Origin of the sequence: Methylophilus sp. 5, assembly GCF_000515275.1 — a bacterium.
GTDB lineage: Bacteria > Pseudomonadota > Gammaproteobacteria > Burkholderiales > Methylophilaceae > Methylophilus.
Window position 1 is genome coordinate 972,947 of sequence record NZ_KI911560.1, and the last position, 15,129, is coordinate 988,075.

Consider the following 15,129-nt stretch of genomic DNA (forward strand, 5'->3'; position numbering starts at 1 on the left):
TTATTCACTGCCAAATTAGCTCAATACGATGGCCAGATAAGCCAGGTAGAACAAGCCATTGACTAGCAAATGCCACACCAGCAAGCCGCCTTTGGCAATCCGGTAACGTACCCAAATCGCCGCCAGCAAGGTGATTAATATGCCTAACGCCACTTCTTTTCTTGGCGCCCAATCAGTCAGCATAATGCCGATGGCCGGTAATAAGGTACCCTGAAACACCATGGCGCCGGTGATATTGCCAAACGCCAAGGTGTCCTTACCCTTGCGTATCCACAAAATGCTGTTCACTTTTTCTGGCAGTTCGGTGGCGATCGGGATAATCAGCAGAGACAACAGCAAGGCAGACACGCCTAAAATCGCCGCCGCGGTTTCCACTTCATTAATAAAGCCTTTAGCACCAGCAATCAGCAAGCCTAAGCCGAGGAGCAATTGCAGCGCAATGGTCACCATATTGGTCGGCAGACCGAGTCTAGATAACATCATGACATCTTCAGCCTCCGTCGCATGCCCTTCTTCGACCAAACCCTTAGAGGCTTTAATCGTCATCAGCACATACACAAAGTAGGTCAGAATCATCAGAATGCTGATGCCGTAACGCACCAAAGCCTCAGTGTGCGGGATAAACATGGCAACGGTAGCGAAGATAAATGCCAGAATAAAAAAGTTGAGGTCGCGAATCAGGCCAGTGCGTTCAGGACGAATATGGCCATGCGCACCACGGCGTTTCAACACTGAAAAGGCCATCAAGCTGATAGACAACGTCGCCAGCATCAAGGGCGCACCCAAAATGGCCCCGACCCCGATATCGTGCCCGGCATGACTGTCACCCGTCGATGAGGTATAAGAAAAGATCGCCAACAACGGCACCAGTGTCTCTGGCAACGCGGTGCCTACCGCCGCAAAAATAGAGCCGGTCACCCCTTCAGAAATGCCTAACCGTTCACCTAAATGCTCCAGTGCATTGGTGAAGACTTCAGCCGCCACTAAAATCAGCAGCAACATTAACAATAACTGTAAAAAAACCATGACTGTTCCTGTCTGGCGGCAATCACTTTTGCATGCGTCCACCGCCTGGCGCGCATGTGCGTGACAAACGTGTGCACGCGGGCGGAATCATAACGCAATTCGCCCAAATTCACCTACAATGTTCGCATGTCGTACACCCCTGCCTCTGCTATCCATATTGATACCGCTGGTTTAGCCAGCCCCGCCCAGTGTTTGTTGTCGCCCAACCAGGATACGCGGCCACCGCCTGCAGAGGTGGAGATGATCGTCATCCACAATATCAGCCTCCCCCCCAACCAGTATGGTGGCCAGGGCATTATGCAGTTATTTACCAACCAGTTAGACCCGCAAGAGCACCCTTATTATGCCGAGATTGCACACCTTAAGGTGTCGTCACATTTTTTGATTCGCCGTACAGGCGAGTTAGTACAATTTGTCAGTTGCAACCAGCGCGCCTGGCATGCCGGTTTATCACAATGGCAGGGCCGCGAGCGTTGCAATGATTTTTCAGTCGGCATTGAGTTAGAGGGTAGTGACATAGAAGCGTTTGAAGATGTGCAATACGTCACCTTACAGGCGCTGATCCATGCCTTGCAGCAACGCTATGCCATCCAACATATTGTCGGGCATTCAGACATTGCACCGGGTCGAAAAACTGACCCAGGCCCATTTTTTGATTGGCAACGCATTAGCTGATTTCCACCCTGAGGCCAAATAACCGCTGCTACATGGGATTGGCACCGACGGCCAGCCAGGACTCAGCCAAACCGCCACCCCTCACAACGTTACCACCACAAATCAAACTTTGATTGTTGTAGAAATGCGCGGTTTGTTTTCCAGACTCACCGCCATCACCCCGGCCAGCACCAGCGCAGTGCCCATTCCCTGTATCCAGGAGAGTGACTCACCCAAAAACAGATAAGCCAGCACAATCGTAGCAATTGGCCCAATCGCACTGATCAAGGCCGCCTTACGGCTACCCAGTTGATGTATGCCCATATTCATTAATACCGAAGGCAGCACAGTCGCAATCACGGCCATCAAAAAAGCCAGTACATACACGGCGTTTGGCAACGTTGTCATGCCATCAAATGAGCGGCTGCTACCAAAATGGCAAGCACTGGCCAGCGCCGCGAGGCTCATGGTAAAAGCGGTAAACCGGCTGGCCCCCAGCTTGGGAATCAACTGCCCACTCACCAGCAAATAAGCCGCGTACACAATGGCACTCAGCAAGACCAACCATGCCCCATACAAAGTGTCGCCCGAACCCAACCCGGCAAACGCCACATCGTGCCACACCACCAACACCACGCCCGCATAACTGGTCACCATGGCAAACCATTCGCGACGGCTAATCTGGTGCTTGAGAAATACTGCGCTCATGGCTACCACCAGCGTCGGGTACAGAAACAGAATCACCCGTTCCAACCCAGCCGACACATAACGCAACCCTTCAAAGTTCAGCCACATTGAGCCATAACCACCCACCACCGCCAGCAACAACAGCGTTACCCAGTCTTTACCTGTCATCGCCATCGGCACGCCTTGTCGCATCGCCCACCAGCCCAGCCCCGCAAAAAACGGAATCGCGAACGCCATCCGCAAGGCAATCAAGGTTTCTGCATCAATGTGATAAACGTAAGCCAGCTTGACCATAATCGCTTTCGACGAAAAGGCCACGGACGATAACAGCACCAGCATGGCGCCGTAATACGGATGTGTAGATTGTTTCATAAGAGCCCTGAATCAATGGAGCTCGCCGGGAGAGGGATTACAAGACCAACCGCGGAGAGCCCGCGGTTGCATAAAAACTTACGACAAGCAGCAACCGCAGCATGATGTGGCGACTAGCCACAATGCCTTTCGGTTCATCACCACAATAGTAGATGGGAAGGATTGCTTGTTCATAAGGTTATGGAATTTACGTGGGTTTGGGGGAGTGGTCAAGAGAGCTTCATGCTTTAATTTTGTGGATTTGGAAAATAAAGCATTCTTTTTCGCCTTGTTGGCGAGTTACTTTTTTTGCTTGCCCCAAAAAAGTAACCAAAAAGAGGGCACCCAGCCATCACGGCCTGCGGCTCCCTTCCGTTGCTCAACAAAGTGGGCGTCCATCGAAACTCGCCCTAGCGGCTTGCAAAAAACGCAAGCCACCGCGGAACTCGAACAGCCGATGGCCGAATACCCCCACTTCGTCTCCGCTACTCAGCGTGATGGAATGGGATTATTCTCGCCAAACTTACATTGACGAGGTTTGGACGATTCAAAAACCAAATTCTTTTTATTCACTTAACGAACGATTGCGGTCGCATGGTGTTCGGGGCCCCCATCTGCCGCGCCGAGCAACGCAGGGTTGACGGGAGTTGTCGGCCATCGGCTGTTCGAATCCCGCAGCAGCTCACGGTTTATGTGAGCTGCCAGGTTGAGTTTCGATGGCCGCCCGGCAAGCCGAGTAGCACAGGATACAAGCGGAAGCTGGGGTGCACTTTCTTTTGGTTACTTGTTCTTTGTGCAAGCAAAGAAAAGTAACTCGCCAACAAGGCGAAAAGCAATATCACAAAAAATCTCAACCGCGTGGGCATCAATGCCCACCCTAAGACTGAAAAATCGAAAAACAACATCCCAACTAAAGAGCAACCTTTGATTGCAATCTCACCAGGCCTAGATTCCGGCCTACGCCGGAATGACGATGATTAATATGATCAAGCATTCAAAGAATGACCTTCCCAACCTAATCCAGCAATTCGGGGCGGGTTAAATCACAAAGCTTTTTGCAATGTCATCAATTGCATATTGTCGACCTTCGCCTGCCACATCTCCGGCAGGTGCGGAAAGGGCTTCAACTCACCCGTTGCCTGATATCCCAAGCGTTGGTAAAACGCAATCAACGTTTGCCTCACACTCACCACAGCCATTTGACTCGCCCGTGCGCCCCAGTGTGCCACAGCCCATTGCTCGGCCGCCAAAATCATCTTTTTACCATAACCGCGATTTTGTGCCGTGGGCTCTACCGCAATCATGCCCAGATGTGCGACCTGCTCTTCTGCATGCCATTCGGCACACAGCGTGACCAGCAGCGTTTCCGCCACCCAGCCTGTGAGAATCACGACATCATGACGATTTAACAATGCTTGCACATCACTGGTCGTCGTACGTTTACCATCCAGCAAATCTGCCTCGGTGGTCCAGCCGGACCGGCTACTGTCACCACGATAAGCGCGATTGACCAGTACCGAAATTGCATCGGCATCCTGCGCCCGGGCAGGTCTGATGATTAATTCTGTCATGACGTTTATTGCGCTAATTTTTCAACTCTATGCTGTACGACCAGGCTACCTATCATATCGCCTTCAACATTGACCGCAGTACGCACGGTATCTAACAAGCGGTCTATCGGTAACAAAATCGCAATCGCCTCGGCGGGCAAACCAACACTTTGCAAGACCATGACCATGGTGACCATGCCCGCACTTGGAATGCCAGGCGCGCCCATGGCGGCAATCATGGTGGTAAAACATACCACTAACTGTTGGCCGAGCGACAACTCAATGCCTGCCAGTTGCGCTACAAACAAGGCGGCGGCAGCCTCATACAGCGCCGTCCCGTCCATATTCACCGTTGCGCCTAATGGCACCACAAAGCCAGCAATTTCAGGTTTTACCTGCATGTTTTGCGTAGCACAACGCATGGTCACCGGCATGGTGGCATTGCTCGAACTCGTGGCAAACGCGGTGAGTAACGCTTCTTTGGCTTGGCGTAAAAACCACCACGGACGTTTGCCGGTGAGCAGAAACAGCAGGGCGGGCAACACAACCAAGCCATGCAGCAAAGTCGTCCCTGTTACCAGCAACATAAATTTGGTCAAACTGGCGAACAAACTCACGTCTTGCGTGGCGACCAGTTTGAACAATAACGCTGCGATACCAAACGGTGCCAAACGCATGATCCAGTTGATCATCTGCATGCTAAGCGCCATGCCCTCTTCAAATACGGCCAGCAAATGTGGATAGCGCTCGGCGGACATCACCAGCGCAATGCCTAGCAGTAGCGCAAACGACACAATCGCCAGGATATTCCCTTCGGCCAACGCCTTAAACGGGTTCATAAATACGCCATGCAAAAACTGCGTAAAGAACTCTGGCAAGGTCAGCTGCTTGGTCTCAAATTGCTGCATGGCATCGGCAAACATATCCAGATGCAAGCCTGCACCGGGTTGGAACACATGACTGGCGCCGAGACCGATCACCACTGCAATCAGTGTCGTCGTTGCAAAAAACAGCAAAGTGGTTTTCCACACCACATGCATTTGGCTATGCTGGCGCAGGTTGGCAATACCGGTGGTGATCGCAAAAAACACCAGCGGAATCATCACCATTTTGAGCAGGTCAATAAACAGGGTGCCGACCAGGTTGGAGGCGTATAAAGCGTGATCAACATTTTTGCCATGCGCAAACAAGCCTAGCGCCACAGCGGCTGCCGCGGCTAGAAAGATTTGTCCGTTGAGTCCGAGCTTTTTCATGTCTATAACAACCCTTTAAGATAGTCCATTTCGCTAAACGGCCGAAACCATCGAATGAAAAAGAGGCAGCCTAAGCTGCCTCAATCTAATCTTATGCTGCTTTTTCAAACACCGCGGCAAAGAATCCATCCGTGCCATGCAAGTGTGGCAATAACTTCAAGTAATCGCCGGTATCCAGCACGATATTCTGTTGCGCCAACACTTCGTTTGCAGGCACTAATTTAAACTCTGGATGCGCTTGTAAAAAGGCTTCGGCAATGGTTTCGTTTTCGTCACGTAATAAACTGCAAGTGGCATACACCACACGGCCACCAGCCTTACACAGTTTGGCGGCGCGGGCGAGGATATTGGTTTGCTTGACGTTCAACTCGGCGACATCTTCCTGGTCCTGACGCCATTTGAGATCCGGGTTACGGCGCAAGGTGCCCAAGCCGCTGCAGGGCGCATCGACCAGCACGCGGTCAAACTTACCGTTGAGGCGCTTGAGCTTTAAGTCGTTTTCGTTATTAATCAACTGCGCTTGCAGGTTAGATAAGCCGCTGCGTTTCAGGCGTTGGCCCAGGTTATTCAGGCGTTTTTCAGACACATCAAACGCATATAAGCGACCAGTGTTTTTCATGAGGGCGCCCAGTGCCAATGTTTTGCCACCGGCACCCGCACACAGGTCGGCCACCATTTGGCCGCGTTTAGGGGCAACCAGGTAGCTCAGTAACTGGCTGCCTTCGTCCTGCACTTCGATTTTGCCTTCGGTAAACAAAATATGTTTGCCGATATTTAACCGTGCTGCCATGCGCACACCGAGCGGGGAATATGGCGTGGGGGCAATGACGTTATCTTTAACGGTATTTTCGGCCAGCATGCGTGACAGCACTTCTTCACGGTTAGACTTAATGGTATTGACGCGCAAATCGAGGCTGGCTTGCTCAAACATGCTGCGGCAAATGGTCATGGCTTCGGCTTCGCCATATTGCTCCACAAGCTTGTTCCAGAACCAATCGCGCACATCGGCTAGCACGGCAGGTGCAAAGCCCTCACTATTTTTGGCTTTGATGGTGACCGCCCACTCTTTCTGGCGCTCATCCAGCATGTCATCAAGATCACGGATGCTTTTGCCTTCAATCTTGAGCATCCAGGCGATGATCAGCTTACGCGTGTCTTCCTGCTCATCGGCTTCAATCATGCTGACTTCACGCAAATAACGGTAGCGGCGCAACACGCCATAAGCGGTTTCAGCCACCCAGGCGCGGTCTTTAGTCCCTAATTCACGATGCTGGCGAAAAAACTCGCTGAGTCTGGCGTCGGCCGGGCTCTCAAATTTAAGCAGGTCATTTAACAACACCGCCGTCTGGCGCATAAGGGATTGATTCATCAGGTTCTTTCAAATACTTACGTTATTCGGTGACTAACCGCGTGGCGACTTGTTCAATCACCATGCCGTTTTTCTCCAGCTTTTTAATTTTGACCGGCACATAGCGGTAATCGCTGGCCAGCCATAGTTCTACTTTTTCATCGGTGTCACCACGCGTATGCACAATATGCACGGTTTGTATGGTTTGATCAGCAACCACCAGGCTGTCTTCCCCCTCAAACGTATACTCATACTCACCAACCCGGCGGCCGTTGGTGAGTGTCACATGCATTTCCTGCAAGGGTGGCACAAACATAAACTGGTACATAAAACTGAGGATATCTTGCGTGTTCACGCGCAAATCCCGTCGCTGCTCGCCTTTGCTGGTTTGCAGGCTAATCACATTGGTTTCCCAGTCAAACGTGGCTGCATAGGTTTTACTGGCACGGCTACCAAACGCATAGCGGTAAAAGTGTGGTTTTAAACCGCCAGGGCCCACTTCACCCGTGCTTTGCTGCTCAAGCGATGGGTACAACAATTTTAACAGACCACGCCCCTCAACCAGCCAACGCAGCGTGTAATGGCCTGGGCTATCTTGTACATAGTCAATACTTGCGCTGCCGGCAGGCCGTTCTTCGCCATTCACATACACCACAAACGCAGTACTTACGCGCTGGTAAGGCGGCGGCTTTGCATCGTCTGCCACAGCCGCAGGTTGATCCATTTCGTGCCAGGCATTGATTTCTGCCAACTTAGCTTGCGCCTCTTCTTCAGTGGGCACTACTTGCTCCGCCACAGCGGGCAACTCAGAGGCATGTTCTGCGATAATGTCCGCAGACTCGACTGGGGACTCGGGTTGTACCACAGGCGCTTTGGGCAACGGTGATGACGGTTTCATCCGTGTCGGGCGTGGCTTGCTCATCGGGGTGGCAGTCACTGCTTGAGCGATGGGTGGCGGTGACAGTCGCGCTTGCAGCACAGTCTGCTGTGGCGCCTCTTCCACCAACCAGTTACGCCAATTGACCTCAGTCAACACCATCAGATGCAACAACAGAGACAAACCCAGCGCTAGCACCAATGGCCAGGAAACATGCTGTTGAATCCAGTGTCGCAGACCTGATGCTTGCATCACGTGCTTTCCCGAGCGGCAGAACCCGTTACTGACCGGTGATACTGGTGATCACCTGCTCCATACGCTTGCCGTCATCCTGTATCACCAGTTTGACCGGTAAATAGCCTTTATCCTTCGCCAGATACAGTGTTTTCTCACCGTCAGCATCGCTTAGTTTAATCACGTTAAACGTGCCCGCCTCTGTTTTCAGCGGTGTGGCTTCCTCAGTCACCACAAAACTGTGCAGGGCAAGCTTTTTACCATTGGCCACCAAAAGATTAACCTGTTTTTCCTTGGGTGGTTGCCACATCCAGCAATACATGACACTTAATAAATCCTGCGTACCTTTAGTCAGAGTGTCTGTGGCCTGCTCATCTTTAATCTGCATGTTGAGCACTTTTTTTGCCCAGTCAAACTCACTGATCAAGGCTTTGCCAGGGTGCTTGGATTGACGTGACTCAAAACGGGATGGCCGTAACGCACTTGCAATCACCTGGCCCTGACTAGAAAGTGTGCGCTCACCCATAAGCTTATAAATACCTTTACCTTCAGCCAAAGAGGCAATCTGATAGCGGTTGCCGGTGACACTCAATTGATCCTTCACTGTGCCAATGCTGATCCCTTGTTGCAACAAGTCATATTTGAGCGTCAATTGTTTGGGTGCCGCATAGAGCAAGGGCGATGCCAGCAGTGCCATTGCCGTCAGCACACTGACCACACGCTGGCGATAATGGCTCAAACCACGCTTTAAAAGCAGCATTACACCACCACGGTTGGCGCTTCACCTGCCTGTTGCGCGCGAATCTGGCCAATGCGGTAAACCGTCTCACCTGCGCCAGCCAGCACGGCTTGCGCCTGCTCTGCATGCTCAGCTGCCACAATCACCGCCATGCCGATACCGCAGTTAAATGTGCGGTACATTTCAATCGGCTCAATATTGCCTTGTGCCTGCAACCATTGAAACAATGGCGGCAAGGTCCAGCTCGACTTCTGCACTTCTGCAGTGAAGCCTGCGGGCAACACGCGTGGAATGTTTTCAGTGATGCCGCCACCGGTAATATGGGCCATGCCCTTCACTGGCAAGGTGTCCAGTAATTTGAGGATAGATTTCACATACAGTTTGGTCGGCGCCATCACCACATCTTTAAAACGGCGGCCGTGGAAGTCTGATTCCATATCGATACCTGACTTTTCAATCAGCTTGCGAATCAGTGAATAACCATTGGAATGCGCACCGCTTGAAGCCAGGCCCAACACCATATCGCCAGCTTTAATAGTAGAGCCATCAATGATATTGGCTTTATCAACGCAGCCAACTGCAAACCCGGCCAGGTCATATTCACCGGCAGGATACATGCCCGGCATTTCGGCGGTTTCACCGCCCACCAGCGCACAACCAGACTCTTCACAGCCTTGGGCAATGCCTTTAATCACGGCCGCAGCAGTGCCCACCTCAAGTTTGCCACAGGCAAAATAGTCGAGGAAAAACAGCGGCTCAGCGCCCTGCACCAAAATATCGTTCACACTCATGGCCACCAGGTCGATACCCACGGTATCATGCTTGTCCAGTTGAAACGCCAGCTTTAGCTTGGTGCCCACGCCATCGGTGCCAGACACCAGCACAGGCTCCTTGAATTTTTTAGGCATGGCAAACAGCGAACCAAAACCGCCAATACCGCCCATCACTTCAGGGCGCATGGTGCGTTTGGCAAACGGCTTGATTTGCTCAACCAAGGCATCACCTGCCTCCATATCAACACCAGCATCACGGTAGGTAAGTGAAGTTTTTTCAGAAGAAGTCGTCAAGATACTCTCGTTTCTTTTAGTGCAATTAATCAGGTGAACAACGCCAGCCAGCGCAGATGTTTGCAACAAAGCGTGATACAGCGTTGAAATTCAGTATAATTTTAAAATAATCATTATTTTAACGCATCTTGCCGCTTCGACCTATGCCGGATTGTGCAGATGTGTCACACATAGCCATGTCAGACCAGGATCATCAGAAATCTGTCGCCACCCAGTTTGTCAGCGATCACCGCTGGTGGATTGTCACGGCGGTCTTTATCTACCTGTTTTATCTGCTAGAACCTATCCTGACGCCGTTTTTGGCAGCCGCCGTGATTGCCTACATGCTGGACCCATTGGTAGACCGGCTGAGTGAAACCGGTGTGAACGGCTGGCAAATTGGCCGCACCCTGGCCACCTTGCTGGTGATGCTGGGCGTGATTTTGGCCCTCACCGGCCTGCTGCTTATTATCATTCCCTTGCTGCAACAGCAGTCGATGCTGATTGCGCAACGGCTGCCCTTGCTGCTCGATCACTTTCACCAGCAGGTCGAGCCCTGGTTATTACACCAGTTTGGCATTCACCTCGACGTAAACCACGCCGACGTACAGAAACTGATCACCGAGCACTGGCAAACCGCTGGCAGCATGATAGGGTCATTCTTGCTTAGCGCGGGCCAAAAAAGCCTGAGCCTGATTGGCATCTTTGCCAATATCTGCTTATTACCGGTGGTGTTGTTTTACTTTTTGCGCGACTGGGATGACATGGTGGCCGAGATTGGCGAACTGATTCCACGCGACTGGGTCGGACGTGCGCGCAGCATGTCGGTTGAAATTGACCGCGTTGTCGCCGAATTTTTGCGCGGCCAGTTGTCAGTGATGTTTTCATTATGTGTGTTTTATAGCGTCAGCTTATGGCTGGCTGGCCTCGACATGGCGCTCTCAATTGGCATGATTGCGGGCCTACTCAGCTTTGTGCCCTACCTTGGCTTTGCCCTGGCGTTTGTGTTGGCGGTGGTGCTGGCCTTGCTGCAATTTGCCTCGCTGCCCGAAGTGGTGCCCGTATTACTGGTGTTTGGTGTCGGGCAACTGGTAGAAAGTTTTATTCTTACCCCAATATTGGTGGGTGACCGCATCGGCCTGCACCCGGTGATTGTGATTTTAGCCTTGATGGCAGGCGGCCAGTTATTTGGCTTTGCCGGTGTGCTGCTTGCATTGCCAGTCAGCGCCGCCATTGCCGTGGGCGTGCGCCATACCAAACAAAGTTATTTGCGTAGCGAAGCTTACTTAAGCAGCCAACCGCAAATTATTCAAACCCTGGACGATTAATTTCCAGACACCTGAAACGACTGCTGTGAAACAACTGTTGCTCAATATTCAACCACCGGCTGCGCCAAGTTTTGATAACTTTATTGTTGGCCAAAACCAGGAGGCACTTGCCAGTGTGCACGCTGTGCTGGCAGGCGAAGCAACCACGCATTTTATTTACTTGTGGGGCGAATCGGGCAGCGGCAAAAGCCATTTGCTGCTGGCGGCTCAAGGCCTGGGCGCGCACATTGCCGACGATGTGCACACGTTGGATGAAGAGTCGCAAATTGTATTATTTGATACCTACAACCAGATTAAAGCCGAAGGCGGCGTATTAGTCACCGCGGGCAGCCATGCGCCCACACAAATGGGTTTGCGTCGCGACCTGGCCACCCGTCTGGCCTGGGGGCTGGTGTATCAATTGCACCCACTCAGTGATGATGAAAAAGCCGATGCGCTGCGTGCGCATGCGCGTGATCGCAGCATGAAGCTGCCAGACGAAGTGATTGCTTACTGCCTGCGCTATTTGCGCCGCGATTTACCCACCTTGATGGCTGTGGTCGAGGCTTTGGATGAGTGGTCACTCACCACCAAGAAAGCCGTTACTGTGCAGTCATTAAAAAAAATGCTGCAAGACAGCTAATCAGCCCATTTTATTCCGAGCCAAAGCTATAACGGTTTTTGCCGTTTTTCTTCGAGTCATACATGGCTTTATCTGCCACATGCAGCAGTTGCTTGACATGTTTGCCATGGTGCGGATATTCGGCAATACCAATACTGACACCAATCTCCAGCGGAATCCCGCGCGTCATCACCGGCTGGGTAAATAGCTTAATCAGCCGCTCCGCCAACTGAGTTAACTCCTGGCGATATAAATAGCTGCCAACCACCAGCACAAACTCATCACCGCCTTGGCGCGCCAGAAAGTCCGATTGCCTGAGCACTTTTTTAAACATTTCAGCGACCTCTATCAGCAGCGCATCGCCCACGCCATGGCCATATTTATCATTGACCAGTTTAAAGCCATCTAGATCCATAAACAGCACCGCAAACTGCTTGGAAGTATGTTTTGCCAATTGATAGGTGTTGGCCAGATGCATGTCGACACTGCGCCGGTTAGGCAAACCGGTGAGCAGGTCGTGATCCGCCTGATGACTCGCTTGCTTAGCGACCGCCTGGTTTTCCAGCACCTGTTCCAGCAATTCTGTGGTGCTACGATAAGAAAACAGCAACACGCCAATAATCACCACGCCCAGCAAAATAGCGCCGATCACAGAGGCAAACATGCGTTTGCGGATCTCTTGCTCAAAGCCCTCCCGCAGTTGCTGCAGCTTGCTGCCTATCTCGTCGAGCTGATCATTAATCAGCTTCATCACCTCGCGCCCTTTGTCTTTATTCAGCGACAAGTGTGGCGAAAAGTCACCCGCATGCAGTTGCACCTGTATAGTTTTGTCCATCACATCAAACTTCAGATGCACCAACTGTTTGATTCTGTCCAAGCCGATGCGCACGTCGGGCTGATCAGATGTTTGCTTATCCAGCCTCGCTAGCACTTGCCGGGTCTCCGTGCGCCCATGCTCCAAGGTATCCAGAAATAAGGTATGGCCGGTGAGCAAGTAGCCACGCTGGCCGCTTTCGGCATTGGTAATCGCCTTACCCAGAGCGACGATGTCATAGCGCTGCCTGTCGACCAGGTCTTTTTGTTCGGAATAATAGACAAGCTGATACATGGCAATAAACAGCCATACCATTGAAACGCACAAAAGTGCAGTAGCAATGATTAACGGGATAATAATTCGTCGCTTGTAGTTAAACATACGATAGTTATATCGTCATTTTTTTGCGCAGATTAAATCAAAGCCGAATAAAATCCATCATACGACTAGTCTGATTATAATAAAATACACTTTTGATAGATAACCACTATCCACGAGACAATTTATGCTGCGTATCACCGAAATCAAATTACCGCTTATCGAGGCGGAGAATATCAAACATCAGGACGCGCAGATCAAGGACGCGCTGCTGACCAAACTGCAAATCCCTGAAACTGAATTGATCCGTTTTGAAATATTCAAACGCGGTGTGGACGCCAGAAAATCGCATGCGATTTTATACGTGTATAACATCGATGCCGAAGTTAAAAATGAAGCCAAACTGCTGGCCAAATTTAAAAAAGACCCGCACGTAAAACCCGCGCCTGATACCAGCTACCAGTTTGTGGCAACCCAGAATAATGCGCAAACACAACGCCCGATTGTGGTTGGCTTTGGCCCTGCCGGTATTTTTGCCGCCCTGATTTTGGCTCAGGCAGGATTCAAACCGATTGTGCTTGAGCGCGGCAAGCAGGTGCGTGAGCGTACCCAGGACACCTGGGGCTTATGGCGCAAACGTAAACTCAACCCGGAATCTAACGTGCAGTTTGGTGAAGGCGGCGCTGGCACGTTTTCGGATGGCAAGCTGTATAGCCAGATCAAAGACCCCAAACATCTGGGGCGCAAAGTGCTGCAAGAGTTTGTCAAAGCTGGCGCGCCGGAAGAAATCTTATACGTCAGCCATCCGCATATTGGCACCTTCAAACTGGTGAGCATGGTGGAAGAAATGCGCAACACCATCATCAACTTGGGTGGCGAAATCCGCTTTGATAGCCGCGTGACTAAAATTGATATCCAGGATCAGCAGGTACAAGGCGTGACCTTGCAAACAGGCGAATATCTCGCCACGCAACATCTGGTCTTGGCTGTTGGCCACAGTGCGCGCGACACCTTTGAAATGGTCTACAACAAAGGGGTTTATATCGAAGCCAAACCATTCTCAATCGGCTTTCGTATTGAACACCCACAAAACCTGATTGACCGTGCACGCTATGGCAAAAGCTATAGCGAAGACATCCTGAAGAAACTGGGCGCAGCAGATTACCGCCTGGTGCATCACGCGCAAAATGGCCGCAGTGTGTACAGTTTCTGTATGTGTCCTGGCGGCACCGTGGTGGCAGCCGCCTCAGAGCCAAACCGTGTAGTGACCAATGGCATGAGCCAATATAGCCGCAACGAGCGCAATGCCAACGCAGGGATTGTGGTCGGCATTACACCAGAAGTAGATTACCCCGACCACCCATTGGCCGGTGTTGAATTACAGCGCCAGTTAGAAAGCCATGCATTTATATTAGGCGGCAGCGACTATTCAGCCCCAGGCCAACTGATTGGTGACTTTCTGGCAAACAAGCCTTCTACCGAGTTTGGTGAAGTCACGCCCTCTTATACGCCCGGCGTACATCTCACCAACCTGGATTCCGCTTTACCCGAGTTCGCAATTACCGCTATCCGTGAAGCCATCCCGGCATTTGCCAAACAAATCCCCAATTTTGATTTGGCTGACGGCGTCCTCACCGGCGTCGAAACGCGCACCTCCAGCCCGATTCGCATCAAGCGCGACGACGATACCTTGCAAAGCATCAACACCAAAGGCTTATTCCCTTGCGGCGAAGGCGCCGGTTACGCGGGTGGCATTTTGTCGGCCGCGGTGGATGGCATTAAAGTGGCGGAGGCGGTAAGTTTGAGCATGGCAGCCAGTTAGGATTGTTATGTCATAAATACGCGTCAATCGCTATCAATATGGCGTTGGTCAAGGTTGCTTTCATGCCCAAGAAATTAGCCTAAACAGCCCTAATTTCAGGCTTGCACACGATTGCGACGGTAAGAAGAAAGATATAGATTGGTGCATCACCCATTTAACCAATCAACACAACCAGCAACCATCAACAGAAAAAACAGTTATCGATATTTTTTATTGAAGCGATCTCAAGAATGCAGTGCAATTTTGAATAATGCGCTTTACATGGGCGAGTTGCGATAGTATCCAAGCCTTTTTGACCGCCAGTCACAATTGCAAAGATGAACTACACACACCTTACCCTAGAAGAACGATACCAGATTGACGCTTTGAAGAAAGCAGGACTTAAATTAAACGAAATTGCTGTGTTCTAGGACGAGCAAAGCCTTAGATCAGCAGAAAGTTCTCTCGCGCAATCAGGGGCAGCGCGTTTATCGCCCCAAAC

At 51.3% G+C, this 15,129-nt stretch carries 14 protein-coding genes; 5 read left to right on the forward strand and 9 right to left on the reverse strand.

Features of this window, described 5'->3' with window-relative positions; all coding sequences use genetic code 11:
- Positions 1-15: 15 nt before the first annotated feature.
- The gene (locus METH5_RS0104620) at positions 16-1,026 is read right to left on the reverse strand and encodes a sodium:calcium antiporter (protein WP_029147408.1); all 1,011 of its coding nucleotides are present in this window, start codon (positions 1,024-1,026) and stop codon (positions 16-18) included.
- A gap of 126 nt (positions 1,027-1,152) precedes the next feature.
- Between METH5_RS0104620 and ampD the strand changes: the two genes are divergently transcribed.
- Positions 1,153-1,701 (forward strand): 1,6-anhydro-N-acetylmuramyl-L-alanine amidase AmpD, encoded by a 549-nt coding sequence (gene ampD, locus METH5_RS0104625; protein WP_029147409.1) that lies wholly within the window; start codon positions 1,153-1,155, stop codon positions 1,699-1,701.
- 102 nt (positions 1,702-1,803) lie between these two features.
- Here the strand turns inward: ampD and METH5_RS0104630 are convergent, their stop codons facing one another.
- The 7 genes from METH5_RS0104630 to purM form a co-directional block, all read right to left on the reverse strand.
- Positions 1,804-2,739, reverse strand: coding sequence for a DMT family transporter (locus tag METH5_RS0104630; protein WP_029147410.1), 936 nt, complete (start codon positions 2,737-2,739; stop codon positions 1,804-1,806).
- Between the two features lie 1,022 nt (positions 2,740-3,761).
- Positions 3,762-4,289 (reverse strand): GNAT family N-acetyltransferase, encoded by a 528-nt coding sequence (locus tag METH5_RS0104645; RefSeq protein WP_029147411.1) that lies wholly within the window; start codon positions 4,287-4,289, stop codon positions 3,762-3,764.
- Positions 4,290-4,294: 5 nt separating this feature from the next.
- On the reverse strand, positions 4,295-5,521 hold the full coding sequence (locus tag METH5_RS0104650) for a dicarboxylate/amino acid:cation symporter (protein WP_029147412.1): 1,227 nt from the start codon (positions 5,519-5,521) through the stop codon (positions 4,295-4,297).
- Positions 5,522-5,612: 91 nt separating this feature from the next.
- Entirely contained in the window at positions 5,613-6,890 is a 1,278-nt protein-coding gene (locus METH5_RS0104655; RefSeq protein ID WP_029147413.1) for an RsmB/NOP family class I SAM-dependent RNA methyltransferase, read from the reverse strand.
- Positions 6,891-6,912: 22 nt separating this feature from the next.
- A complete protein-coding gene (locus METH5_RS0104660; RefSeq protein ID WP_029147414.1) occupies positions 6,913-7,998 on the reverse strand; it encodes a DUF3108 domain-containing protein in 1,086 nt (361 codons plus the stop codon).
- A 28-nt stretch (positions 7,999-8,026) separates the two neighbouring features.
- Positions 8,027-8,740, reverse strand: coding sequence for a DUF3108 domain-containing protein (locus METH5_RS0104665; RefSeq protein ID WP_029147415.1), 714 nt, complete (start codon positions 8,738-8,740; stop codon positions 8,027-8,029).
- Positions 8,740-9,786 carry a phosphoribosylformylglycinamidine cyclo-ligase gene (gene purM, locus METH5_RS0104670; protein ID WP_036308162.1) on the reverse strand — a complete coding sequence of 349 codons (1,047 nt, stop codon included), beginning with the start codon at positions 9,784-9,786 and terminating at the stop codon, positions 8,740-8,742. Before purM ends, METH5_RS0104665 begins: the two co-directional genes overlap by 1 nt.
- A 176-nt stretch (positions 9,787-9,962) precedes the next feature.
- On the opposite strand from purM, the gene METH5_RS0104675 reads away from it, so the two are divergent.
- Together METH5_RS0104675 and METH5_RS0104680 are read left to right on the forward strand one after the other, a co-directional pair.
- Positions 9,963-11,093, forward strand: coding sequence for an AI-2E family transporter (locus METH5_RS0104675; RefSeq protein ID WP_029147417.1), 1,131 nt, complete (start codon positions 9,963-9,965; stop codon positions 11,091-11,093).
- 25 nt (positions 11,094-11,118) lie between these two features.
- The gene (locus tag METH5_RS0104680; protein ID WP_029147418.1) at positions 11,119-11,715 is read left to right on the forward strand and encodes a DnaA ATPase domain-containing protein; all 597 of its coding nucleotides are present in this window, start codon (positions 11,119-11,121) and stop codon (positions 11,713-11,715) included.
- A 10-nt stretch (positions 11,716-11,725) separates the two neighbouring features.
- Here METH5_RS0104680 and METH5_RS0104685 read toward each other — a convergent pair whose 3' ends face one another.
- Entirely contained in the window at positions 11,726-12,823 is a 1,098-nt protein-coding gene (locus tag METH5_RS0104685; RefSeq protein ID WP_029147419.1) for a diguanylate cyclase domain-containing protein, read from the reverse strand.
- Positions 12,824-13,013: 190 nt separating this feature from the next.
- Here METH5_RS0104685 and METH5_RS0104690 point away from each other — a divergent pair, with 190 nt between their 5' ends.
- Both METH5_RS0104690 and METH5_RS16005 read left to right on the forward strand, forming a co-directional pair.
- On the forward strand, positions 13,014-14,648 hold the full coding sequence (locus METH5_RS0104690; protein WP_029147420.1) for an NAD(P)/FAD-dependent oxidoreductase: 1,635 nt from the start codon (positions 13,014-13,016) through the stop codon (positions 14,646-14,648).
- 317 nt (positions 14,649-14,965) lie between these two features.
- Positions 14,966-15,058, forward strand: a complete 93-nt coding sequence (locus METH5_RS16005; protein ID WP_157381500.1) for a helix-turn-helix domain-containing protein — start codon at positions 14,966-14,968, stop codon at positions 15,056-15,058.
- The last annotated feature ends 71 nt before the right edge of the window (positions 15,059-15,129 follow it).

Coding starts and splice junctions, on each gene's coding strand:
- METH5_RS0104675 (WP_029147417.1), top strand. CDS start 9,963: ATGTCAGACCAGGATCATCAGAAATCTGTCGCCACCCAGTTTGTCAGC.
- METH5_RS0104660 (WP_029147414.1), bottom strand. CDS start 7,998: ATGCAAGCATCAGGTCTGCGACACTGGATTCAACAGCATGTTTCCTGG.
- METH5_RS0104630 (WP_029147410.1), bottom strand. CDS start 2,739: ATGAAACAATCTACACATCCGTATTACGGCGCCATGCTGGTGCTGTTA.
- METH5_RS0104650 (WP_029147412.1), bottom strand. CDS start 5,521: ATGAAAAAGCTCGGACTCAACGGACAAATCTTTCTAGCCGCGGCAGCC.
- METH5_RS0104620 (WP_029147408.1), bottom strand. CDS start 1,026: ATGGTTTTTTTACAGTTATTGTTAATGTTGCTGCTGATTTTAGTGGCG.
- METH5_RS0104690 (WP_029147420.1), top strand. CDS start 13,014: ATGCTGCGTATCACCGAAATCAAATTACCGCTTATCGAGGCGGAGAAT.
- METH5_RS0104665 (WP_029147415.1), bottom strand. CDS start 8,740: ATGCTGCTTTTAAAGCGTGGTTTGAGCCATTATCGCCAGCGTGTGGTC.
- ampD (WP_029147409.1), top strand. CDS start 1,153: ATGTCGTACACCCCTGCCTCTGCTATCCATATTGATACCGCTGGTTTA.
- METH5_RS16005 (WP_157381500.1), top strand. CDS start 14,966: ATGAACTACACACACCTTACCCTAGAAGAACGATACCAGATTGACGCT.
- METH5_RS0104655 (WP_029147413.1), bottom strand. CDS start 6,890: ATGAATCAATCCCTTATGCGCCAGACGGCGGTGTTGTTAAATGACCTG.
- METH5_RS0104685 (WP_029147419.1), bottom strand. CDS start 12,823: ATGGTATGGCTGTTTATTGCCATGTATCAGCTTGTCTATTATTCCGAA.
- METH5_RS0104645 (WP_029147411.1), bottom strand. CDS start 4,289: ATGACAGAATTAATCATCAGACCTGCCCGGGCGCAGGATGCCGATGCA.